The following is a 22,456-nucleotide window of genomic DNA, read 5'->3' as shown; positions in this document are numbered from 1 at the left end:
ACCGAAAAAACAGGAAACTAGGCTTGCGGAGGCTGCCAGACGGCAAAGGCCCGCGGCTGCGGGGCCGGGCTCGTCAACGTTGCAAACGGCCGGGCAGCATCGCCTACCGGGTGGGTGGCCGGAAGAACCACGGCCGTAGCGGCAGGCAAGGCGGTACCAGCGCAGCAGTGGCACTGGCACAGGGGAGTACACCAATCCTGCTGGTGATGCGCGGCAGCATCAGTCTGCGCCGTAACGCGGGCGCGCGCCGGCTCCGACGGGTTCACCGTCCCGTCAGCACAGGGCAGACAGGCCAGCACCAGCAGGTAGAGCGCAAAAAAGACCGCGACAAATCGCATAGCAGAAAGGGGCAAACGCTGCAAACATACGTACTCGTCGCCAAATAGATTCCTCTACCAGGTAATTAACAGGCGTAGCAGATCAGCATGATGGGTTTAGGTTGGGGAAATAGACCTGAAAAACACGGCATGAGGCTGGCTTCGACCCTAATCGCTGGTTATAAAATAAGCTGAAGCAACCAGTTTTTCGCCGGGCACACCACTAGGCTAAAATCTTCGTAACCGGCAGTATACAGGTGTTGAGTTCGCTGAGCGAACTGACGTCAGGGGCAGCGGCAGCAAACAGAATGCATTCAGTGTTAATTTCTCTGACCCCAGCAGCTGTCCACGCAAAATCACGCATTATTCCCGCGTCCTAACGCCGAAAACTTACCCCCAGAAAGTACGTTGTTTCTGTGTCTTTCGTCAGCGGGTAGTTCAGGCCCACATCCAACTGCACGTTATCCGTCACCCGCCAGATGGGCCCGCCGTTGAGCGTCGCGGCCCAGCCTCTTTCCCGCCAGTCCCAGGCCCCGGCCACTTCTACAAACCCACCCAGCGTTTTGTACAGGTCGTGGCCCACGGTCAGGGTCGGGGCCAGTTCCAGGCAGTGACGCGCCGTGGCTTCGTCGCGCACCCAGGTAGCTTGCAACTGGCTGCCCAGGCTCCAATCGTGGGGTAATTGGCAGGCAAACGGTGCCACCACGCCGCCTTCCCAATTGTGGTTGCCAGTGCGCCGACCCGTCGGCAGCTTTACGAAGGGCATCAGCGCCAGCGCCGTGCGGCCCCCGTCGTTACCCCACAGGTTGCGCTTCACCCGCAGCGTCAGGTCCCCAAAGCCGGCCCGTGCCCCCGGATGCTCGCCCCGCTCCGTCTGCGCCGTGTACGATTCCACCACCAGCTGCACATCCATCGTGCGCGTCAAACCTAGTTTCAGATTGGCATGGTTCAGCCCCAGCTCCTGGTGCGTGTCCTGCTTGCCAAACCGCTGCCGCCCCAGCCGCAGCACGTCGGTTTCCACCTGAAAATGCCCCGCGTCCACCAAGTAGGCGCTTTCCGTCGCGTCGGGCCGGTCCGTACTCATTGGCCGCAGCCGGGCCCGGGGCACCGGCCGCAAGAGCGAGTACTGGGGGGGGCGACGATTCAAGGAATCCGGCGCGACCCCTTGGCTCTGCGCTGACAAGGCTACAGGCAGTGAACAGAATACCAGGCAGTAGAAGGAGAGCATACGTGTATTTTAGACAAACCTAAATATTTTTTTAGGCAAGCTTACATACTCGCTTATCTACGAACTGGTTTTTTATATCAGTTTGTGATAGCCGATTGCCACCTAGTTAAGGGAGGCTTATCTTGGAGCAACTCGGTGCGTTTTATTCAGTTCTATTGCTCTTCACTGACGTGCAATGGCCCATTCAGCATGATATCAGTACTTTCTCTGCTTAACAAGCTGTTGCATGCCCGTAGAATTTCTCAGTGACGAGCAAGCCGCCCGCTACAGATGCTACTACGTGGCTCCTGGCCCTGAGCAAATAGCCCGCTTCTTTTACCTGAGGTTCGCTGATTTGGCGTTCGTGGCCCAGCGGCGCCGGCCATGTAATCGGCTGGGCTGCGTGGTGCAACTCTGTACTCTTCGGTTTCTGGTTACCTTTCCACCCGACCCACTCGATTTGCCAACGGTTGTCGTGGACACCCTACCCGCGCAGTTGGGTGCTGCACCGCCCGAAATAGAAGAACATCGCAAACGTATAAGTACTAGGGACGATCAGCAGGCCAAACTGCTGGTGTAACTCGGTTACATACTCATTGAAGCGAAGCAGGCATTTCGCCCTACCCACTGGCTGTATGCGCAGGTGACAACCAGCCCGGTACGTCACAGCATTTTATTTAATTTGGCTACTGCTCACCTAGTAACGCCCCGCGTGGTACAGCCGGGCGCTACGATGCTGGCCCGCTTGACTGTCCTGGTACGGGAGTGTACTAGCCGCACGGTGTATCGGCAACTTGCTGCCCGGCTTTTAACGCTGCAGTGCGCCGCACTGGAAGATGTATTGATTCTGTTGCCTGGAGAGCGATTTACGCCGATGCAAGTCCTCCGTACGCCTCCTACCCGCGTGTCGGCTCCAGCCCTGGCAGGAGCCTTTTGGCGGCTGGAACAATTGCGGGCCGTAGGCGTGGGAGACATTTTGGTACGTGACTTACCGGAAGATCGAGTGACACGCATGGTGCGCCACGCGCAGGTATCATGGGCTCAGAGAGTAAGCCGGATGCTCGAGGACCGGCGTTTGGCGACATTGCTTGTGTTTATGCACGCCTTGGAACGGACGGCAACGGACGATATTCTCGACTTACTAGATGGACTTGTGAGCACGCTGGCGCTACGCGCTGAAAACAAGCTCCGAAGTGAACTGCTCCGCTGCCTGGGAGGTCTGGACAAAGCAGCTTTCATGTTACACCACTAGTGCGAATGGTCGTGAATGAACTGATGGTGGCTTGGTGGGCGCTCGCTTTGGTCAGCAGCAGCCTGCCCAATAGCTTCCCAGTTATCAATAAAACTCCCCGTAGCCGAAAGGGTAATAGCGCAACAGATTTTTTTCACGGTTAAAGCAGTTAGTAGGCTAAAATACAGCGTAGCAGACTAATTTATAAGACCGGGCTAAAGGGAACAAGGCGAAAAACGACAGGTAGATAACAAAAACAAGCTGTCAGCAGATGCTGACAGCTTGAATTAGAACCAGGCATTCCTGGTATGGGTGCTGCAATACGTGTGGGATCAGATGTCGGAGCAGGCGTTTGCTTCAGGGACGAACTGGGCCTCAAGTTATCATGGAAGCCAACTATTTTTGGGCTTCAATCACGTTATTTTTTTACTTCCTGGCCGTTGGCGTCGAAGAGGAGGTCCATCTTCTTGCCGCTTTTCAGCACCTCGGCCTCGTAGGTGGTAGCCCCCGTACTGGCCGACACGATTTTGGCGGCTTCCGTGACTTTATAGCTTTTGTAAGAGCTGGCTAGCTTGGCCCGCACGGCAGCTGGCAGCTGCGACGGCGCCATTTCCGATTCAGTTTCCAGCAGCTCACCGCTGGCACTCAGCAAGGCCGACATTTCCACGTTGCCCTGCTCAAAGCCGGCTTCGTACTTGTCACCTTCCTTTTCCCATTTCACTTCTTTGACCTGGGGGAACTTCTGCTTAAACGCCGCAACGACTGCCGCGGGAACCTGGGTCGCCTTCAGCTGCTGCGCCTGGGCGGGGGCGGCCAGCGCCAGAGCGAAGGCGGCCAACACAAGATAGTGTTTCATGGGGAGGTTTTGAAAGATCTATGGCCAAAACTACCCCCTGATTCTGTCGATATTCTGGAATCCGACGCTGTCCGTAAAAATTATAACACCATCACCAAGGTCGCCCCCGTGGCCCCATTGGCGTAGCTGGGCAGCAGCACGGCGTGGTGGCCAAACCGGCTGGTTGGGCCGATGACGCGGCGAGTGGCGCGCTGCAGCAGCGGGTACACCCGGTACACTATTTCCGTGGACAGCATGCCTACCCCGGCCCCGGCCACCACGTCGGAGAGCCAGTGGTTATCCTTGGCCACGCGCAGCCCGGCCACGCCCGTGGCCACAGTGTAGCCGCCCACCCGGTACCAGATGCTCTGGGCACCGTACTCTTTGTCCAGAAACCGGGCCGCCGAAAACGCCGCGCTGGTGTGCTGGCTCGGAAACGACTCGAAGCTGTTGCCCTGGGGGCGCTCCACGCGGGTGATGCGCTTAAGGTTGCTGGTAATCGTGTTATTAAGCGTGTAGGTGAGAGCAAATAACACGGCCTGGTTGAGCGAGTTATGCTCGCCCTTCACCCCCAGCAAACTCAGGCCCAGCGTGGTGTAGGCGGGCGCGTGGCGAAGCTGGTCGTCGAGGTTGGTACGCACCCAGCGCAGGTGTTCCCGGCTTTCCTCCCGCACCGCTTCATCGGAATTGATTACCTCGACATGCTCTGTCGTGAGGGCCCCGGCTGCTATTAAAGCCGCCGGCACTACCAGCCCCCGCAGTACGACCCAGGTAGCGGGCCGGACCCGCTGCACCATTACGGAAGAGGTAGCGTGGGCACTATCGGGCACCAGCAAGCCCGGCGTTAATGCCGTTTGCTGAGCCTGCGCCGCCCCCACTGACCAAGCCAGCACACCTCCACTTATAAGGGGAAAAGCTGTTTTTCTCATAACCTAACGGGGGGAGCTGGAAACCTTAACGGGTTGGCTGAGCCGGTGCCCATCGGCCAGGAAGCGGAAGCGCATCGCGGGGCCACCGGGCGCGGCGAGCAGCAAGTTGTAGTGGAAGCCGGCCGGCGTTTCAACCAAGTGCATCGCCCGGCGCTGGTAGGAGCGGTAGTAGCGCTGCAGCGAATCCTGCAACCCGGGCGGTATGTCTTCCCCAAGCATCGCCAGCTGAGTTTCCTGCACCTGGCCGGCCGCGGTCAACCATACGTCTACGGGGATGGTCTTCCAGATAAAAGAGGCGTGTAGCCGGTTTGAGTCCGGGTGCCAGCGCAGCTGCTCCAGGTGCGTGCCGAATTTCTGGCGCAAAGCGTTTTGCGCTGCTGCTGGCACCGTGATAGGCTGGCCACTGCCCGACTCGCATCCGGTCAGAGCGGCTAATGCTCCAAGGCCAAACAGGAAGAGTAAAATGTGTGGGCGGAGCCGTGAGAGCATACAGGGAGGAAAAGCCAAGCCTGGAGTGGTTTGGCCCGCAGTCTATAAATCGAATCTGAAGTAATTCTGACGTGCGGCCTCAGAACTGACGCTGGCTTAGCCCGCTGACACTTGAGTATCCGGAGTGGAAGCTGCCTTTTTGGGTGCGAAGTCCACCCGCAAGGTATGCAGGCTGGTAGTCGGCTCGAAGCGGTAGCGCACGGTAAAGCCATAGTACTGGCAGATTTGCTGCACAATCGACAAGCCCAGGCCCGGCGAATCGGAAGCAGCTTGGTGCTTGCGGAACCGCTCGAAAAAGCGGGCTGGGTCGCCGGTCACCGTTGGGCCCGTGTTGCTCACTTCCAGGTACGCTGGAGTCAGCGTCACATCAATAGTGCCCCCGCGGTGATTGTGCTTAATGGCGTTCTGCAGCAGATTGTGTACCAGCGAATCGGTCAGGCCGGCGTGCATCTGCAAGGCTGGCACGCCGCTGAGGTGGGTGCGTAGCGTCACGTGCCGTACATCGGCCAGCGACTCAAACTGAAGCACTTTTTCTTCCAGCAGCCGGTCCAGGCGTTGCGCAGAGGTGTCTGCGAACTGACGGTTCTCGATTTTACTGAGTAGCGTGAGGGCCTGGTGCAAGCGCGAGAGCCGCAGCGTGGCCCCGTACAGCTCCGACACCAGCGTAGCCAGCTCCGGGTTTACCAGTTCCGGCAGCTGCAGCATCTGCTCCAGCTTGGCTTGCATAATGGCCAGGGGGGTCTGGGTCTCGTGGGCGGCATTAGCCGTAAACTCCCGCACGGCCTCGTAGTCGGCTACCAGCCGCTGGCTCATCAGGGTCAGGGCCTGGTTTAGCTCGGCAAACTCATCGGTGTTGGTCGGCGGAAACGTCAGCACCTGGTCCTGCTGCACGCCGTAGCCGCGCAGCACCCGTAGCGTATTGCGGAACGGGCTCCACAGCCACTGCCCCAGCCAGCGGTTAATCAGAATAACGCCCAGCAGCAGTAGCCCCAGCACGCCCACCATCACGCCCAGTACCACGGCCAGTACGTCCTCGGTTTCCACCAGTGACTTGCGCAACGTTACCCAAACCAGCTCTTGCCGCACCCGTAACGGAAACGTAAGCTGGCGGTGCGGCACCATTTCCTGCTCCTGTGGGTCGAGCAGCAGCGTGTCGCTGTAGCCGATGCGCTGGGGTCGGTGGCTGACTGCCATCTGGTACTCAAAGGGGGAGGTGGGCAGGCCCACACCATTCTGCACCCGCTGCTCCAAATATACGCGGCGATTGAACAACTGCTCTTCCACCTCGTGCTGCAAGGCGCCGAATAGCCCGTAGTAGAGTACCGCACTGGCCACAATGAACAGCACCGTGGTCAGCAGCAGGTAGTAGCGGTTGGTTTTGGTGAGCAGCTTCACTCGGTGCTGAGTTTATAGCCCACGCCGTACATGGTACGGATGTAGTTGTCGGCCCCTTTTTCCTGGAGCTTCTTGCGCAGGTTTTTCAGGTGGGTATAAATAAAGTCAAACGAGTCAGCACTGTCCACGGCATCGCCGCATAGGTGCTCGGCAATGGATTCTTTGGTCAGCACCCGGTTAGGGTTGGCGAGCAGAAACAGCAACAGATCGTATTCCTTACGGGTGAGTACCAGCGGCTGGTCCCGCACAAACACCTCGGCTTGCTCGGGCCACACCAGCAGGTCGCGGAAAGCAATGTGGTGGCTGCCCTGGAACTGGCGCCGCCGGATAATGGCCCGGAGCCGCGCGTTCAGCTCAGCCAGGTGAAAGGGCTTGGTCAGGTAGTCATCGGCGCCCAGGTCCAGGCCCGTCAGCCGGTCATCAAGGGCATCACGGGCCGAAATAATCAGCACGCCGGCCCGGGAGCTGTCGGCCTTCAGTTCGCGAAGAATATTCAAGCCGTTGCCGTCGGGCAGGGTTAAGTCTAGCACCACACAATCGTACTGATATAGCTTGATTTTCTCCAGCGCCTGCTGGTAGTCCCCGGCGACCTCGCAGACGTATCCCGCCTGCCGCAGGTAGTCTACGAGCGTATTGCGCAGGTAGACCTCGTCTTCAATCAGCAGCAGTTTCATGGTAAATGGGCAAAAGCAGGTCTTCCCTGATGGGATAGTGAAGGCGAAATAAGTCCGTAAATCTGAAGGAAAGCTGAAGCGCCGGGCTGCCGGCGCGTTCAGGCGGGGGTAGTATTGGATCGCCTTACCTCCCAAAGAGACGGGCAACGTAAAATGCGGCCCCGGCCGCGGCGGCCCCGGTGCTGGCCATCTTGAGGGCCCCCCACACCGGCGGCTGGCCGGTGATGCGGCTCTTGAAGTAGCCGAAGATGAGCAGGCAAACCAGCGTAATAAGGGCCGACCAAAGCAGGCCCTGCCAGGGCGTGCTGGTGAGGAAATAGGCACTGAGCGGAATGAGGCCGCCCACGGCGTAGGCCCCGGCGATGGTCACGGCGCTTTTGGGAGCCTGGCGGGGATTGGGCGCTTCCAAGCCCAGTTCGTACTTCATCATGAACTTCACCCACTGTTCAGGGTCAGCTGTCAACTCCTGCATGGCCACTTCCTGGGTGGAGGGGCTCAGGCCCATTTCAGCCAGCAGCTCCTTAACTTCGCAGCGCTCCACCTCGGGCACTTCCCGTACTTCCTGGTGCTCGCGCCGCAGTTCGGCGGCGTAGTGCTCCACCTCGGTGCGGCCGGCCAGGTAGCCGCCCAGGCCCATGGCAATGGAGCCGGCCACCACTTCGGCCAGGCCCGCCGTGATGACGAGGCTGGACGAGGCCACGGCCCCGCTTAGGCCCGCCGCCAGGGCGAAGGGCACCGTCAGGCCATCCGACAGACCGATGACGATGTCCTGCAGCATGGCCGAGCTGGTCAGGTGCGTTTCGGTGTGGGCACGTATTTCAAGAAAGGCGCGGGAGTCGGGCTGCATGAGCAAAGAAATAGTCAGTTAAAGACTATGAAATAAAGTGCCGCTACCCCAGGCGTTTGCCAAATCAATTGCGCTGTCCCCGAAGTAGTCGGCTATTTCCCCCTAGTATGCTGCTGCCGCATTACCGGCTCCCGGCGTCTTTTACAAACACTTTAACTCCGGTGTATTCGGCAGAATTGTTCTTTGACGGCACGGGCACCACCACCAGCACGGGCTCGTTGCCGGTAAGGTTCGCCAGGCGCAGCAGGGGCCGATAATCATGGGTTTGTGCGTGCGCGGATTGAATCAGATAGCTGTACACTCTTCGGGTGCGCGCGCTGTAGCCGACCCGCAGCAGCAGTGTATCGCGGCGAAAGAGGCGGACGCTTTCGGAGGCGTCATGCGCGGCTACGCTGTCCCACTTGGGCCGGCCCAACGTGCTTTCCACGCGGTCAATATCCAAGCCCAGCAGGTCGGGGACGTTGAATACGGGCGCAGTCTCGGCTGCCTGTTTTACGCTGTCCGATTTGGAACCGCAGCTAGAGGTAAGCAAGCCGATGGTCAAACACAGAAGCAGCCGGTAGCAGGGATGCCTGCAAACGCGCAAGAATCTTATCATTGAATACTTAAGTTTGTTGACAGGTTGGCGTAGGCAGTGACTGATGACCCCTGCTGACCGCGACATTGTGGAAGAAGTTGATTTTCCGGCCGACTTAAGCGAGGTTGGCCGATTTATGCTTTATGCGACCGGGCTTGACTGGGCAGATAAGCTCATCAGGGGCACGCGCCACGGCCGGCAGGTGGTCGCGCCGCGCCCGAAACTTTTCGCCAAACTTTCGGGTCAACGAGACCGCTATCTGCCGGTAATCGTCGGCGGCGAGGTACACCAGCAGCGACTTGTCCATGGGTCGGGCGGCCACCGTGCGCACCGCGTCGGGGTCTACCGCCACCGAAGGCGAAAGGGCGCCATGTGGAGTCAGGCCGCTGCTGAGCAGCAACACCAGCCCGGCTCCGGCCCAAGCGACGCGCAACCTGATTGAGGGGTTTGGGTTCGTAGTGGGGCAGACGACAGTCATCGGAGCTAGGCGACGGCTGGTTCTGCCCGCGCTGGTTCCGCTCCGGCCTTGCGGCCGAAAGCCCAATACAGCGCGGGCATGCCCAGCAGGTTAAGCACCGTGGAGGTGATGACGCCCCCGAGAATAACCACCGACATGGGGTGCTCGATTTCAGAGCCCGGCTCGTTGCCGGCCAAGATGATGGGCAGCAGGGCCAGCACTGAGGTCAGGGCCGTCATGATAATGGGCGATATCCGCTCCAATGAGCCGCGGATAATCAGTTCCTTACCGAATGGCATGCCTTCCTCCACTTCCAGATGGCGGTAGTGGCTCACGAGCATGATGCTGTTGCGGGCCGCCACGCCCAGTACCGTAATAAACCCCACGATGGAGCCCAGCGAGAGCACCCCGCCGGTGAGAAACGCCGCCAGCAAACAGCCCGACACGGCGAAGAATAAGCTCAGAATCCCCAGTACGGCCAGGCGCACGGTGCCGAAGTCGGTGTAGAGTACCAGGAAGATACCGATGAGCGAGAGGCAGACCAGCAGGGCCATGCGGTTCTGCGAGGCCTGTCGCTCGGCGTACTCGCCCAGGATTTCGGGGTGGTAGCCGGCGCCGAAGGCCACGCCGTCCACCTGCGCCTGCACGTCGCGGGCCACCGAGCCCAGGTCGCGGCCCCGCACGTTGAGCGTTACGTCGATGCGGCGCGACGAGGCCTCGCGGGTAATTTCGTTGGGCGTGGGCACGATGCGCACGTCGGCCACCTCGCGTAGGGGCACGGCCCCGCCACCAGGCAGGCCGATGAGCAGCTCGCGCACGGCCCCGAAGTCGGCGCGCATGGCTGGCTGGCCCCACACGGCTACGTCGAAAATCTTTTGCTCCTGGTAGATTTCGCCCACCTTCCGGCCCTTCACCACGGTGCTGATGGCCTGCAGCACCGTGCCGGGATTCAGACCGAATCGGGCCGCGGCTTCGGGCTTCATCTTCACCTGAATCTGGGGCACGAGCGTCTGCTGCTGCACTTTGAGGTCCACCACGCCCTCTACGCCTTCGAGCTTGCTGCCCACTTCCTTGGCCTTGGTGTAAAGCTGGTCGAGGTCGGGGCCGAAGATGCGCACCACGATGGTGGCCGAGGTACCGGTCAGCACTTCCTTGATGCGCTCGCGCAGGTAGGTCAATAGGTCGCGGTACAGGCCGGGGTAGCCGTCGACCACCGTCTGGATTTTGGCCACGGTGGCCTCATAGTCCACCTTGGGGTCGACGGAAATCCACAATTCGGTAAAGTTGGGACCCACCACCTCGTCGGCTACTTCCGCCCGGCCGATGTGGGCCCCGAAGTTGCGCACGCCGGGAATGGCGCGCAGCTCCTTGCTGGCCCGCACCGTGATGCGCGACATGGCCTGCAGCGAGGTGCCGGGCTTCTCTACCCAGTGCATGAGAAAATCGTACTCCTTGAAGTTGGGCAGAAACTCCTGGCCGAAAAACGGCAGCGTGAGCATGGAGATAACCGCGGCTGCCGTCAGCGACCAGGCCACGCGCTTGGGCCGGGCCAGCAGGGTGGGCAAGATGCGGGCGTAGTGCCGTTTGAGCCAGGCCACCACCGGCGCATCTTTCGACTTTTTCTCCGCCGCCTTAGGCAGCAGAATCAGGGCCAGGGCCGGCGTCAGGGTCAGGGCCACAAACAGCGAGGCCAGAATGGCCAGCACGTAGGCAAAGGCCAGCGGCTGGAAAAACGCCCCCGACAAGCCCGGCAGCAGGAAAATGGGCAGCAGCACCAGCGCCACGATAACCGAGCCGTAAATCACGGCCGAGCGTACCTCCATGCTGGCCTCGTACACCACCGCAAAGGCCGTTTTAGGCGAGCCGGCCTCGTGATTCAGCCGCAGGCGGCGCATGATGTTTTCCACGTCGATAATGGCGTCGTCCACGACTTCGCCCAGGGCAATGATGAGGCCGGCCAGCACCATCGTGTCGATGGTTTTGCCGGAGTAGCGTAACGCTAACGCCGCCGCGATGAGCGAGGTGGGCAACGCCAGCGCACTGATGAGGGCCGTGCGCCACTCGTACAGAAAAAACAGCAGCACCAGCACCACCAGTACGCAGCCGATGAGCAGGGACTTGTTCAGGTTGCTGAGCGACATTTCAATAAAGGTCGCCGGCCGGAAGATGGTCGAGTCGATTTCCAGCCCCTTCAAACCGGGACGCATGGCATTTAGCGCGGCTTCCACCTGCTGGGTCACGGCCAGGGTGTTGGCTCCCGGCTGCTTTTCCACGATGAGCAGCAGGCCGGCCCCGTCGTTAATTACGGCGTCGCCGATGGGGGCGGGAAAGCCCTCGACCACCTGCGCCACTTCGCCCAGCTTCAGGCTCACGCCGTTGCGGAACGTGACGGGCATCTGGGCTAGGTCAGCAGCGGACTGGATGGCCGAGCTTTGAGACACGGCCAGGCGCTGGTTGGGCGAATCGATAAAACCGCCGCCGGCCAGCGCGGTAGCGTCGGCCGCCGCCTTTTCTACTTCGGCCAAGGTCAGACCCAGGGTGCGCAGCTGCTCGGGGTTCACCAGCACCTGCAACTGCCGGTCGCGCTGCCCCCAGATGGCTACGTTGGCCACGCCGGGCACGGCCATCAGGCGGGGGCGGATGCTCCAGCGGGCCAGCGTGGTCATCTCCACCTGGGTCAGACTATCTGACGACACCCCAATTTTCAGCACCCGGCTCGTCGAGGACAAGGGTGAAAGCATCACCGGAGGCCGGGCTACGCCGGGCAGGGTAGGGGCCACCCGTGCCAGCCGCTCCTGCACCGCCTGCCGGGCGTTGTTGATGTCGGTGCCTTGAGGGAAGTACAGCACCACCGACGAGAGGCCCAGCACCGATTTGGAGCGGATTTTCTTGACCTCGGGCGTGCCGTTCAGGGCGTTTTCCAGCGGCACGCTCACCAGGGCTTCCACCTCGGCGGTGCTCAGGCCGGGGGCTTCGGTCTGCACTTCCACGTAAGGCGGCGCAAACTCCGGAAACACATCCAACGGGGTGTTACGCACCACCTGCAGCCCTGCTGCCAGCAATACGCCAAACAGGATGACTACCACCAGCCGTAGTCGCAGCGCCGATTCTATTATCCACTTCATCGCTTAGTGGCTGCCGCCAAATTCGGTTCCGAATAACTCCGCCGCACCGTCGGTCACGACTTCGGCGCCGGCTTTCACGCCCCGCGAGATGACCACCTGGTCCCCCACTGCCCGTTGCACCTCCACTCGCTGGCGGACGTACTGCAAGGGCTTGGTGCGCACGTACACCCACTGCCCGCCCGAGGCGTCGTAGAGTAGTGCGGCCGTAGGCACAGTCAGCGCCGCCGTACTGGTAGCCGCACCCGTCATACCATTTGTGGCGCCGCTGGCCGCGTTGCCCAGCGTCACGTCCACGGCCACCCGCTCGCCGGGGCGAAAGGCCTCGTCGGTGTTGTCAATCTCGTAGAACACATCGGCCGTGGCCGTGCCCGCCGTGCCCCCAATGGTGGGCGCTTCCACCGGCCGCGCTTGCCGGGCCGCGCCGCCGTTCAGGGGCCGCACGGTCACTGCCTGGTCCTTGCCCAGGCGGCGCAAGTCGCCCACGAACAGCGGTACCCGCACCCACACCTTGTTCAAGGAGGCCAGTTCCAGCAGCACGGTGTTGGCCGTCACCAGCGAACCCGGCGCGACCGTGACGCGCTGCACTACCCCGCTCAACGGTGCTTTGATGGGCAGGCTCTGCCCGCCGCCGGTGTTGCCGTTCAGAGCACCCTGTCGGGCCCGGGCATCGGCCAGGGCCCGCTGGGCCAGGGCCACGTCGGCGCGGGCATCATCGCGGGCGCGCACGCTGCCCGCGCGGTCAGCCAGCAGGGCCTCGGCCCGTTGCAGGCGCGCCTGGGCTACCTGCAGCTGGGTGCGGGCCTGGGTGGTGCCTTGGTCCAGCGTGAGCAGGTCGCGCTCGGCGGGCAGTGCCACCAGTTGGTACAGGGTTTGCCCCTGTCGCACGCGCTGGCCGGCCGTGAGGCCGGCCCCGCCACGCAGCGTGCCCTGCACCGGGGCCACGATGGTCACAGCCTGGCCCGGTACGGCCTGGATTTCGCCGCCCACCTCGCGGGTGGCCTGCACGTTGTCGGTCTTGACCGCCACGGTTTTAATGCCCAGCCGCTTTTCCGCGTCGGCGGTAATGGTCACCGTGGTCAGGTCTGACTCCTTGACCGGGTTTGCAACCTCGGAAGGGCTGACGGCTTTGGGCTTTTCAGCTTTGCCGCAGGCAACTGCGCCACCGAGCAGGCCACTCAGTGCCAGGCAGCGGGACGCTGCCAGCAGGGAGAATGTAAACTTGGGGAAGTACATACAGAGAAGAAATCGAAGAATTAGAAGCGGCCGCCCACAGCGTAGCGCAGCCGGGCCAGGGCGCGGCGCTGGTCCGCGCGGGCGTCGGCGGCACGCTGCTGGGCATCGAGCAACTGGCGGGTGGTTTCGGCCACCTGCACGTAAGGGAAGTCGCCGTTGATAAAGGCATTGGTGGAGCGGCGCAGCGCGTCCTGGAGGCTGGGCAGGTAGCTCCGCTCCCACAGGGCGACGCTCTGGGTGGCCTGCTCGTACTGGGCGTAGGCCTCGCGCACGTCCAGGTTCACGGTCTGGCGCAGGGTCAGGTACTGCCAGGAGGCTTGTTCCAGCTCGGCTTTCACCCGCGAAATGCGGCCCTGGTTGCGGTTGAAGAGGGGCAGGCCGATGGTTGCGCCCGGCCCCAGGTGCACCGGGTTGGGGTTGTTGAAGCGGGCGTCCAGCGAAACGATGAACGAAAACACCCGACTCCGTTCCCACCGCAGCCGCTGGCCAATGCCCTCGATGCCCACCCGCGCTGCCCACAAGTCGGGCCGGGCAGCGTAGGCCGAATCGAGCAGCGTCGGCAAGGGCGGCACCAGAGTCGCCGAGACGGGAGCGGCGGTGAACCGCAGGGAATCGGCATTCACGGAGTCCAGGCCCAGCGTAGCCAGCAGGCGCAGGCGGGCCACCCGGTTGTCGCGGCGGGCCCGGTAGTAGTCGTCGACGGCGCGCAGGGAATCGGCGCTGGGCGCCACGGTTTCCAGCTCGCTGGCCTCGCCTGCGCGGTAGCGGGCCCGCACGATGCGCGCTACTTCGGCCCGCATCACAATGGCCTCACGGGCGATGCGCAGCCGCTCATCGGCCAGCGTGATATCCGTGTAGCTTACCTGGGCGTCGCGGCTAACCAGCAGGCCGCGACTGACGAGGCTTTCGGCTACGCGCTGGGTTTCCAGCTGAGCGGCCCCCACGCGCGACAGCCGCTGCCAGAGCAGGTCAGAGGCTAGGCTCAGCGCCATGGAGAACGGGGCGGTACCGTGGGCCGTCACCAGGCTCAGCACGGGATTGGGAAGCAAACCAGCGTCTTGTAAATCGGCCTGGGCCAGCGCCAGCGTGCTCAGGTCGGCCTGGAAAGCGGGGTTGCGGGTCAGGGCCAGGCGGATGGCCTCGTCTTCGCTCAGGCCGTCCTGCAGAGTAGGCAGCGCCGGGGCCAGGGCGCTGGCGCTGCGGGCCGTGCCCAGCTCGTAGCCGCCGCGGGCTTGCAGGCGCCGGGCCACATGGTCGCGGGTGTACGCTGACTTGGTGCTGACGCAGCCGGCCAGCAGCAGCGGCAAAGCCAGTAGCCAAACGCCGCGGCGGTGGAGGGGAAAGACCAGAAGATTTGAAAGTCGATTCGGAAGGAAAAAAGTCACGGCAACTAACTATGAGTGCAACAAAGCGAAGAGCGCATGGCTACCGCATGTGAGGTTGTAAAACAGGATTGTTTTATCAGCTGTCCGCCAGCACTCTGCTTTAAAAGCATCTTGCTGTCATATGAATGGTACTTTAGGTATTTATGAAGAATGCGTGAAGCAGCACTACGCACAAGGTTAGGCACCGTTTCTGAAGCAATTCTGAATAAACCCTATTAAGCCAGAAACTAACGGTCCCGTAGTGAAAAAGCCCGTTAGCCAGCTTCCCGACTGGTTAACGGGCTTAGAATATCTTGTCAGCGCTAAACTGAGTTGTATACTAAGGGCGTGTAAAGGCGACTTGGCCGACTACTTCGGCCCTCACTCCCGAATTACCTTAGCAGGGTGGACCGGTTGAAAAGCAGGTATACACTCGTCACCCAGCCAACGGACGCAATCCAGCCCGCTAGCACATCGGAAGGATAGTGTACGCCCAGGTACATGCGCGAAATGCCCACCCCCAGCACAAACAGTGCCCCCGGCAGCCACAGCAGCCAGCGCCGGGGCGAGTGGGCCAGTATCAGCCCCAACGCCAGCACCACCGCCGCCGACCCCATGGCGTGGCCGCTGGGAAAGCTAGGCGTCGTTTCCGGAGCCAGAGATACCCAGAGTGCCGGTCGGACCCGGCCTAACAGCGCCTTCGCCAGCAGGTTGATAACCATAGCGCCTCCAACTGCCCACGAGAAAAACCAGGCTTGGTGGTAAGAGCGGCGCCAGAACAGGAAACCCGCAATGAGCAGGGTCACAACGGCCATTACCTGGGGTCCGCCGACCCGGGTCAGCAGCAGGTTGAGGGCGTCCAGCGGGGGCGTAGCATGGGCATGCAGCCACCGCAGAAAGGCCTGGTCGCCAGGGAAGCCTTCCCCCTCCCGGATTTCTGAGGCGGCCTTCAGAAACGCGCTCCAAGGCAGGATAATGCCTAGTAGCAGGAGTACTACCACCTGGCGCCGCTGCCGGAGCAAGTGGCGCAGGAGGTGAGTCAGATCAGAGAGATCCATAGTGAACAGTCTTGTAAAACCTCTTTCCGTACCAACTCACAGGGGAGCCGGCAAAAGCAAGACTAGTATCGGATTCTGAGTAAAAACTGAGGCCTAGCCACCAAGGAGCCTGCTGCAGCTTGTCCAGGTGCGTCTGGAAGTTGGCCGGACCCCGCCGCTCCAGCCGGATAGCGGCGGTCAGGCAGGCGTCAGTTTTGCTTCAGAATCAGCGGGCACCTTTGCCGTCGCACTCTATCTTATCGAGCTTGTAGCAGCGTCTGCTCACTAGTTGCCCGGATAAGGTGCCAGATGCCGCTTTCTGTGTCAGTGGCTGGATCATAAATACTTCACCTGGCTTCAGCCAACACGCCAGCTATTTCATACCGATGGCCAAGACTCCGCCTTTTTTCCAGCATAACCAGCACGCAACTGGGTTACGGTCCGCAGCTCCGGGGCCAGTACGCTACCCCTACCACGACAACGACGGGTGTCCCGTTGGTCAGCAGGTGAAGGCTGGAGGTGAGTGGCAATACTACGAGCCCACCCGAATCGAGGAAACTCGGGCACGCTGCCCCCACTGCGTGTCCCTGGACGCTGCTTATACTCGGGAAACGTAAGCCGCAAGACTCTGCTAGCTGCTGTTCTCAGCACGAACCTAATGGGTGCGGATTAGATAGATACGCACGAAGGAAAGCTCAACCACAGCCGCTCCAGAGTAAGCTTTAAAACTCAGATTTCCGCCAGAATCCGCCGTTAGGTTTGCGCGATTTCAGAACTCTTTTCCTCGCTGATGCGGGCCATGGTTACACACTAGCTACCAACATATGCGTATTGCATCGTCTTGCCGCGCCGTTTTCGCGGCGATAGTTCTGAGCCTGTCCATGCCGGCCTACGCCCAGATTCCCCAGAATCCGCCCACGCCGGCCGCGGACTCACTGCACAAATTCGAGGTGCCCGCGGCGGCGGCACCACCAGCTTCCAAACCCTGGTACAAGGGCAAACTGGTGAAGGCCAGCATTGTGCCCGCGCTGCTTATCGGCTACGGGGCCTATACCTTCAACGGGGGAGGCTTTTACACTAATCAGCAAGCCAACCGCGACATTCACAAGCTGTTTCCCACCTACCGTACGCGGCTGGACGACATCTTGATTTTTGCCCCCTATGCCGAGCTGGGATTGGTAGCCCTCTCGGGAGTAGAGTCACGCGACGACCGGCTGAACACCCTGCTGGTTATCGGCAAGTCGGAGTTATTCATGCTGGCATCCGTATTCGCGGTCAAAAACCTAACTCGGGAAACCCGCCCCGACGGTTCTGATAACCTTTCCTTCCCGTCAGGGCATACGGCCCAGGCGTTCTTGGCCGCTAGCATCGTGCACACGGAGTTCCGCGACAAAAGCCAGTGGTATGGCATTGGTGCTTATACTATCGCTACCAGCGTAGCGGCCCTGCGCATGATCAACAACAAGCACTGGCAGAGCGACGTGGTGGCGGGCGCGGGCTTCGGTATTCTCTCCGCACACCTGGGCTATCTTACCCACCGCAACCGCTGGGGCCGGCAGCCGCGCCTGGTAGGCCTGAACGTGGCTCCGGCCTATTTTGGCGGTGGCACATCCGGCCTGACGCTGAGCTGGCGCGCTCATTAACTGGCTGGCCTCATGCAGACCGCGCTGAAGAAAATCCCGGAAGTCACCCTACTCTTCTGGGTGATGAAGATCTGTGCCACCACCTTGGGCGAAACGGCCGGGGACCTGCTGGCGCAAACCCTGAACGTGGGTTACGGGGTTAGCTCCCTATTGCTGCTGGGCGTGTTCCTGGTCGTCCTGGCTGCCCAGCTAGTTGTCAGTCGGTACATCCCCGCGCTGTATTGGGCCGTGATTCTGGCCACCAGCACGGCGGGCACCACCATGTCAGACTACATGGACCGGACCATGGGTTTAGGCTACGCTACTGGTTCAGCGTTGCTGGTAACGCTGCTGGCCGTAATACTGGGGCTATGGCGGCTCAGCGAGAAAACCCTCTCGGTCAGTACGATTACCACTCGCCGGGGGGAGCTGTTTTACTGGACTGCAATTCTGTTCTCTAACACGCTGGGTACGGCCTTGGGCGACTATCTGGCCGACGACTCCGGCTTGGGGTTCGCCGGAGGGGCGCTGCTTACTGGCTCCCTGCTAGCCCTGGTCGTGCTGGCGTACTACTTCACCCGCCTGTCGCACGTGCTCCTGTTTTGGGTGGCGTTCGTACTCACCCGCCCGTTTGGAGCAACGTTCGGCGACTTGTTAACCAAACCCGTGGCTAAGCATGGCCTTGGCTTTGGCACGCAGGGATCCTCGCTGATTCTATTTGCGTTACTGGTTATTCTGGTTGCCTATACCACCTGGCGTCTTAACCGCGCTGACCTAGCAAATCCACGTCCGTAATACGCGAAGGGTAGATATTTCGCGGCAAGCACACTAGATGCGTTATAGCCGGATGGTGCGAGAGGGTAATGGTGTATCCGCGTTTCAGTAATTTTTTCTGCGCAAGCAGTAAGTGTTATGAATTAACAACTTAGGGAGTTTGTGAATCAGTATTTGTTCGGTTTCCATGGAATACTACTAAGTTAGCTCTCATCATCTAGGCCCTCTGGTCCGGGACTGGTGAGGGCTTTTAGCCCTTCTTATGGATTAGCATACCCTCCGCAACTTTGGCCGCCTTGTGCGGCTGAATTCATTTACATACCCTACTTACGCCAGTGAAAAATACCCCACTCAACCTATGTACCACGCGCCCCCATGGCGGTGAATACGGCCTGTACGTTGCGCTACAAGAACGGGCCGACAATGTCATGAATGCGGAAACCGAGCCGGTTTACGGTCACAAACCAGCTCGGTACCTGCTGCAGGAAATAGCGGCCGGCCACAAGGAGTACTCGGAGTTGCTGATCAGCCAAGAAACCGTTATTGGAAGAAAGGAGACCAGAGAAATCCTGCACGAACTGGCCCTACTACACACCCACTTCTGGCAGCCAGGCAGAGCGTTGCGAGTCCGGTTTCTGGGTGGGGAGGCGCATGTGCACCGTCAAATTGAAACAGTCGCCAAAACGTGGGAAACTCATGCCAACATCACGTTTGACTTTATTGCGCAGGGGCAGGCGGAAGTAAGAATTAGCTTTACCCGCAGCGGCTCCTGGTCCTTGGTAGGCACGGATGCTCTGACGGAACGCGATCAGAACAAAGCCACGATGAATTTTGATCTGTCGGACGAAACGACCAGTCCGGACGCTTTCCCGGCTACGATACTGCACGAGTTTGGCCATTGCCTGGGGTGCGTGCACGAGCATCAGAGCCCGGCAGCTGCTATCCAGTGGAACAAGCCTCTGATCTACAGCCGACTGTTTCAGGCCTACGGATGGGATCGGCAGAAAGTGGACACCAATTTCTTTGAACAAGCGGAAAAGGCTCTCATCACGAATTCGGGATATGATCCGCTTTCGATTATGCACTATAGTTTCCCCCCGGAATTCACCGTCCCCCCCACACCTACGCCGCATAACACCCAGCTGTCTGCCCAGGACATTGCGTTCATTAGTCGGTGTTATCCTTTTCCCGCGTCGAGCACCGCATCCACGCTACTGAAGGGCTAGGGGCTGCACAGCAGCTCTTCTGGCCAGTTTGGGGCGCTAGCTCGTTTTTGTTACGGGTGCATAGAGCTTTACCTCGTATGCCAGCCGTAACAGACTGGGCAGCACTACTAAGAGCAGGGGCAGGGCCAGCAGCAGACCCCCGATAACGGCAATGGCCAGGGGCTGGTGCAGTTGAGCGCCTGCCCCGATTCCCAGGGCCAGGGGCAGCAAGGCGGCAATGGCGGCCAGCGCCGTCATCAACTTGGGCCGCAGGCGGGCAGCAATAGCGTAGCCGATGGCCTGGGCCACGGGGTTGCCCTCGGCGCGGTTCTCGAAAAACTGTTGCAGCGTAAAGATGGCATTCTCCCCGATGATGCCCACCACCATAATTAGGCCCGTGTACGAGCCTACGTTCAGCGGGGTGTGGGTGAAGTACAGCGCCAGACTGCCCCCGGCCGGGCCCAGAATGGCCACCAGCAGAATTAGTCCCGCCGCTTTCAGGTCTTTGAACAGGAACAGCGCCACCGCAAACACCAGCAGGCAAGCGGTGGCCAAAATCGTAAGCAGCTCCTGAAACGACTGCTGCTGCTCGGCGTAGGAACCTCCATACTGAATAAAGTAGCCCGGCGGCAGGGGCACTGACTGGGCCAGTTGCTGCTGGATGTCGCGCATGGCACTGCCCAGGTCGCGGCCGTCGAGGCGGGCCGTCACGGCCGTCATGGCTTGCAGGTTTTCCCGCTCCAGCTCCGCGTCGCCGGCGCTGATGCGCACCGTGGCCAGCTCATCGAGGCGGCGGCGCTGGCCATTGGGCAAGAACACCGGCTGGGCCCGCAGCTGCGCCAGCGTAGCCTGGGTGGCCTGCGGGTAGCGCAGGCGGATGTTGAGCAGCTGCTCGCCTTCGAGCACGTTGCCGGCTATTACGCCGGCCAGCTGGGTTTGCAGCTGGGCCTGAAAGTCGGTGCCGGTCAGCCCGAACTGGGCGAGGTGCCGTGCATTGGGGCGCACGTCCACGGCGGGCCCCATGCGCACGATGCCATTAAAGACGTCGGCCGTGCCGGGCGTATGCTCCACTACGGTGGCTACCTGGTCGGCAAGCCGGTAGCGGGTGGCCGCGTCGGGGCCGAATATCTTAATTTCAATGGGCTGCACAGTGCTCATCAAGTCGCCGAGCATATCGCCAATTACCTGCCCAAAGTCGATAGTCAGGGCCGGCTGGGTGGCTTCCACGCGCCGACGGATGTCGTTTATTACTTCTTCGGTCGTGCGCTGCCGGGGTGTTTTCAGGCGGATGAGGTAGTCGCCCCGGTTGGGCTCGGTGATGAAAAAGCCCATCTGTGTGCCCGTGCGCCGGGTATAGCTGGCCACTTCCGGGACGCGCAGAATCAGCTTTTCGGCCTGGCGCAGCATCCGGTCGGTTTCCTCGATGCTGGTGCCGGGCGGCGAGTTGTAGTCCAGCACAATGGCCCCTTCGTCCATCTCGGGCAAAAAGCCCGTAGCCAGGCGTGGAATAACTATCCACAGCGTGGCCAGCAACCCCACGATGCCTAGCAGGCTGTAGGCCGGCCGGCGGATGACGGCCCGCACCCACGGAATATCGTGGTGGGCAGAATCCATCACGGGGGAGGGCTGGGTAGTCTTGGAAAGTGCCGCTTTTTTCGAGTTGGACAGTAGTAGATATAGTACCGGCAAGCCCAGCCACGCCACCAGGAACGAGCAGGCCAGAGCGACGACCATGGTGGTGGCTAGCACTTTGAAGTAGGCCCCGGCTACGCCGCCCAGCAGGGCGAAGGGCAGGAAAATGACGATGGTGCTCAAGGAGGAGCCTAACAGCGCCGGCAACAGGTGCTTCACGGACCGGGCCACCACTTCGCCCGGACTGGCGGCCGGATGGTCCTCACCCACCCGGTGCAGCTGCTCGACCATGACTACGGCGTCGTCAATCATGAGGCCGATGGCGGCGGCTACGGCCCCCAGGGTCATAATGTTTAGGGAGTAGCCCAGCCCAAAGTAGAGCACGCCCAGCGTCATGGCCAGGGCAATGGGGATGGTGAGCAGGATGGTGAGAGAAGCCCGCCAGGAGCGCAGAAACAGGGCCGTCACCACCAGGGCCAGGGCCAGCCCAATCCAGAGCGAGTCCTGCACCGACTTGACCACCTCCGACACGAAATCCGCCTGGTCGTAGTAGGGCTGCAGGGTGATGCCGCGGGGCAGGCCCGCCTGCAGCGCCTTCACCTTGGCCAGCACGCCTTCAGATACCTTTACCACGTTGGCGTCGGGCTGACGCAGCACCGAAATCAATACCGCCTCGTGGCCGTTGGCGTTGACGCGGGTGTATTCCGGCTGTTCGCCCAGCGTTACGGTGGCCACATCCGAGAGGCGCACTATGCGGCGCCCGTCGTTGCGCAGCACCACGTTTTCCAGGTCGCTCTTGGTAACGATGGTAGCGTCGGTCACGGTCAGATATAACCGGCGGTAGTCGCTCAGGTAACCGTTGCTTTGCACGAAGTTGGTTTGGCCTAAACTGGCGCTGACGGTCGCCGGAGTCAACCCCAGGGCGGCTAGCTGATCGGGCAGCAACTCCACCTGAAACTCCTTGGTGCGGCCGCCCTGCACCTGCACGGCCGACACGCCATCCACCTGGGAGAGAAACGGCTTGATGGTGTACAGCGCCAAGCGGCGCAACTCCAGCGCCGAGCGCCCCGGCCCTTCCAGCGTATAGCCCATCACCGGCAGAATAGCCGGGTTCATGCGCTCGACGCTGATTTGCGTGCCCGCCGGCAAATCGCCCCGAATTTGGTTGAGGCGCGACTCCACAATCTGCTGGCTTTGCACCACGTCCACGTTCCAGGTGAAAAAGGCCGAGATTTCGCAGGAGCCCCGGCTGGTGGTGGACCGCAGCAGCTTGAGGCCCGGCACCTGCTTCATGGCATTTTCCAACGGCTTGGTCACCGTCACCATCATCCGGTCCACGGGCTGCAGCCCGTTGTCGGCAATGACTTTCACCTTGGGAAAGGTGACTTCGGGAAACAAGGCCACGTTGATGCGCCGGTACGCCAGCGTACCCAGGGCGAGTACCAAAGCCAGCAGCACGGCAATGGGGGCTTTATACCGCTGAAAAACCGGATTTTCCATAAGCTG

The 22,456-nt window shown here is 61.1% G+C and carries 22 protein-coding genes; 6 read left to right on the top strand and 16 right to left on the bottom strand.

Annotation, left to right across the window (positions count from 1 at the left end):
• Positions 1-17 precede the first annotated feature (17 nt).
• On the bottom strand, positions 18-338 hold the full coding sequence (locus EU556_RS25570; RefSeq protein WP_135437060.1) for a DUF6660 family protein: 321 nt from the start codon (positions 336-338) through the stop codon (positions 18-20).
• A gap of 355 nt (positions 339-693) precedes the next feature.
• A complete protein-coding gene (locus EU556_RS25565) occupies positions 694-1,401 on the bottom strand; it encodes a transporter (protein WP_156109489.1) in 708 nt (235 codons plus the stop codon).
• A gap of 370 nt (positions 1,402-1,771) precedes the next feature.
• Here EU556_RS25565 and EU556_RS26900 point away from each other — a divergent pair, with 370 nt between their 5' ends.
• Positions 1,772-2,104: a DUF4158 domain-containing protein gene (locus tag EU556_RS26900; RefSeq protein ID WP_044019274.1), complete on the top strand. Its 333-nt coding sequence runs from the start codon at positions 1,772-1,774 to the stop codon at positions 2,102-2,104.
• Between the two features lie 102 nt (positions 2,105-2,206).
• Entirely contained in the window at positions 2,207-2,776 is a 570-nt protein-coding gene (locus tag EU556_RS25555) for a hypothetical protein (protein WP_135437058.1), read from the top strand.
• Here EU556_RS25555 and EU556_RS26240 read toward each other — a convergent pair.
• The 13 genes from EU556_RS26240 to EU556_RS25495 form a co-directional block, all read right to left on the bottom strand.
• On the bottom strand, positions 2,773-2,913 hold the full coding sequence (locus EU556_RS26240) for a hypothetical protein (RefSeq protein WP_167855340.1): 141 nt from the start codon (positions 2,911-2,913) through the stop codon (positions 2,773-2,775). The two genes, EU556_RS25555 and EU556_RS26240, sit on opposite strands and share 4 nt — an antisense overlap.
• Positions 2,914-3,173: 260 nt before the next feature.
• Complete coding sequence (locus tag EU556_RS25550) at positions 3,174-3,611, bottom strand: PepSY-like domain-containing protein (protein WP_044019278.1); 438 nt, start codon at positions 3,609-3,611, stop codon at positions 3,174-3,176.
• A gap of 80 nt (positions 3,612-3,691) precedes the next feature.
• A complete protein-coding gene (locus tag EU556_RS25545; RefSeq protein ID WP_081910976.1) occupies positions 3,692-4,519 on the bottom strand; it encodes a phosphatase PAP2 family protein in 828 nt (275 codons plus the stop codon).
• 3 nt (positions 4,520-4,522) lie between these two features.
• Positions 4,523-5,008 carry a hypothetical protein gene (locus EU556_RS25540; protein ID WP_044019279.1) on the bottom strand — a complete coding sequence of 162 codons (486 nt, stop codon included), beginning with the start codon at positions 5,006-5,008 and terminating at the stop codon, positions 4,523-4,525.
• Positions 5,009-5,104: 96 nt separating this feature from the next.
• A complete protein-coding gene (locus tag EU556_RS25535; RefSeq protein WP_044019280.1) occupies positions 5,105-6,403 on the bottom strand; it encodes a sensor histidine kinase in 1,299 nt (432 codons plus the stop codon).
• Complete coding sequence (locus tag EU556_RS25530) at positions 6,400-7,077, bottom strand: response regulator transcription factor (RefSeq protein ID WP_044019281.1); 678 nt, start codon at positions 7,075-7,077, stop codon at positions 6,400-6,402. Before EU556_RS25530 ends, EU556_RS25535 begins: the two co-directional genes overlap by 4 nt.
• Before the next feature lie 124 nt (positions 7,078-7,201).
• Positions 7,202-7,924, bottom strand: a complete 723-nt coding sequence (locus tag EU556_RS25525; RefSeq protein WP_135437057.1) for a VIT1/CCC1 transporter family protein — start codon at positions 7,922-7,924, stop codon at positions 7,202-7,204.
• A 121-nt stretch (positions 7,925-8,045) separates the two neighbouring features.
• Positions 8,046-8,468 carry a hypothetical protein gene (locus EU556_RS25520; RefSeq protein ID WP_135437056.1) on the bottom strand — a complete coding sequence of 141 codons (423 nt, stop codon included), beginning with the start codon at positions 8,466-8,468 and terminating at the stop codon, positions 8,046-8,048.
• A gap of 148 nt (positions 8,469-8,616) precedes the next feature.
• Positions 8,617-8,934 carry a hypothetical protein gene (locus EU556_RS25515; RefSeq protein ID WP_044019284.1) on the bottom strand — a complete coding sequence of 106 codons (318 nt, stop codon included), beginning with the start codon at positions 8,932-8,934 and terminating at the stop codon, positions 8,617-8,619.
• A gap of 50 nt (positions 8,935-8,984) precedes the next feature.
• Entirely contained in the window at positions 8,985-12,083 is a 3,099-nt protein-coding gene (locus EU556_RS25510; protein ID WP_044019285.1) for an efflux RND transporter permease subunit, read from the bottom strand.
• A gap of 3 nt (positions 12,084-12,086) precedes the next feature.
• On the bottom strand, positions 12,087-13,316 hold the full coding sequence (locus EU556_RS25505; RefSeq protein WP_135437055.1) for an efflux RND transporter periplasmic adaptor subunit: 1,230 nt from the start codon (positions 13,314-13,316) through the stop codon (positions 12,087-12,089).
• A gap of 20 nt (positions 13,317-13,336) precedes the next feature.
• On the bottom strand, positions 13,337-14,701 hold the full coding sequence (locus EU556_RS25500) for a TolC family protein (RefSeq protein WP_135437054.1): 1,365 nt from the start codon (positions 14,699-14,701) through the stop codon (positions 13,337-13,339).
• Between the two features lie 371 nt (positions 14,702-15,072).
• A complete protein-coding gene (locus tag EU556_RS25495) occupies positions 15,073-15,738 on the bottom strand; it encodes a phosphatase PAP2 family protein (protein ID WP_044019288.1) in 666 nt (221 codons plus the stop codon).
• Between the two features lie 365 nt (positions 15,739-16,103).
• Between EU556_RS25495 and EU556_RS25490 the strand changes: the two genes are divergently transcribed.
• From EU556_RS25490 to EU556_RS25475, 4 genes are all read left to right on the top strand, one after another.
• Entirely contained in the window at positions 16,104-16,334 is a 231-nt protein-coding gene (locus tag EU556_RS25490) for a hypothetical protein (protein WP_135437053.1), read from the top strand.
• A 207-nt stretch (positions 16,335-16,541) separates the two neighbouring features.
• Positions 16,542-17,360, top strand: a complete 819-nt coding sequence (locus EU556_RS25485) for a phosphatase PAP2 family protein (protein WP_081910978.1) — start codon at positions 16,542-16,544, stop codon at positions 17,358-17,360.
• 12 nt (positions 17,361-17,372) lie between these two features.
• On the top strand, positions 17,373-18,134 hold the full coding sequence (locus EU556_RS25480; protein WP_210116383.1) for a COG4705 family protein: 762 nt from the start codon (positions 17,373-17,375) through the stop codon (positions 18,132-18,134).
• A 314-nt stretch (positions 18,135-18,448) separates the two neighbouring features.
• Complete coding sequence (locus tag EU556_RS25475; protein ID WP_135437052.1) at positions 18,449-19,339, top strand: M12 family metallopeptidase; 891 nt, start codon at positions 18,449-18,451, stop codon at positions 19,337-19,339.
• 36 nt (positions 19,340-19,375) lie between these two features.
• Here EU556_RS25475 and EU556_RS25470 read toward each other — a convergent pair whose 3' ends face one another.
• On the bottom strand, positions 19,376-22,450 hold the full coding sequence (locus EU556_RS25470; RefSeq protein WP_135437051.1) for an efflux RND transporter permease subunit: 3,075 nt from the start codon (positions 22,448-22,450) through the stop codon (positions 19,376-19,378).
• Positions 22,451-22,456 lie beyond the last annotated feature (6 nt).

This window comes from Hymenobacter fodinae (assembly GCF_004745825.1).
GTDB classification, from domain to species: Bacteria; Bacteroidota; Bacteroidia; order Cytophagales; family Hymenobacteraceae; genus Hymenobacter; species Hymenobacter fodinae.
Note: the sequence above shows the minus strand (reverse complement) of the source record. Positions and strands in the feature narration are given on the sequence as shown.

Excerpts from the sequence above, each read along its gene's own strand:
- EU556_RS26900 (WP_044019274.1), top strand. The coding sequence starts at position 1,772 with ATGCCCGTAGAATTTCTCAGTGACGAGCAAGCCGCCCGCTACAGATGC.
- EU556_RS25490 (WP_135437053.1), top strand. The coding sequence starts at position 16,104 with ATGGCCAAGACTCCGCCTTTTTTCCAGCATAACCAGCACGCAACTGGG.
- EU556_RS25495 (WP_044019288.1), bottom strand. The coding sequence starts at position 15,738 with ATGGATCTCTCTGATCTGACTCACCTCCTGCGCCACTTGCTCCGGCAG.
- EU556_RS25480 (WP_210116383.1), top strand. The coding sequence starts at position 17,373 with ATGCAGACCGCGCTGAAGAAAATCCCGGAAGTCACCCTACTCTTCTGG.
- EU556_RS25530 (WP_044019281.1), bottom strand. The coding sequence starts at position 7,077 with ATGAAACTGCTGCTGATTGAAGACGAGGTCTACCTGCGCAATACGCTC.
- EU556_RS25510 (WP_044019285.1), bottom strand. The coding sequence starts at position 12,083 with ATGAAGTGGATAATAGAATCGGCGCTGCGACTACGGCTGGTGGTAGTC.
- EU556_RS25525 (WP_135437057.1), bottom strand. The coding sequence starts at position 7,924 with ATGCAGCCCGACTCCCGCGCCTTTCTTGAAATACGTGCCCACACCGAA.
- EU556_RS25570 (WP_135437060.1), bottom strand. The coding sequence starts at position 338 with ATGCGATTTGTCGCGGTCTTTTTTGCGCTCTACCTGCTGGTGCTGGCC.
- EU556_RS25485 (WP_081910978.1), top strand. The coding sequence starts at position 16,542 with ATGCGTATTGCATCGTCTTGCCGCGCCGTTTTCGCGGCGATAGTTCTG.
- EU556_RS25545 (WP_081910976.1), bottom strand. The coding sequence starts at position 4,519 with ATGAGAAAAACAGCTTTTCCCCTTATAAGTGGAGGTGTGCTGGCTTGG.
- EU556_RS25565 (WP_156109489.1), bottom strand. The coding sequence starts at position 1,401 with ATGAGTACGGACCGGCCCGACGCGACGGAAAGCGCCTACTTGGTGGAC.
- EU556_RS25550 (WP_044019278.1), bottom strand. The coding sequence starts at position 3,611 with ATGAAACACTATCTTGTGTTGGCCGCCTTCGCTCTGGCGCTGGCCGCC.
- EU556_RS25540 (WP_044019279.1), bottom strand. The coding sequence starts at position 5,008 with ATGCTCTCACGGCTCCGCCCACACATTTTACTCTTCCTGTTTGGCCTT.
- EU556_RS25505 (WP_135437055.1), bottom strand. The coding sequence starts at position 13,316 with ATGTACTTCCCCAAGTTTACATTCTCCCTGCTGGCAGCGTCCCGCTGC.
- EU556_RS25470 (WP_135437051.1), bottom strand. The coding sequence starts at position 22,450 with ATGGAAAATCCGGTTTTTCAGCGGTATAAAGCCCCCATTGCCGTGCTG.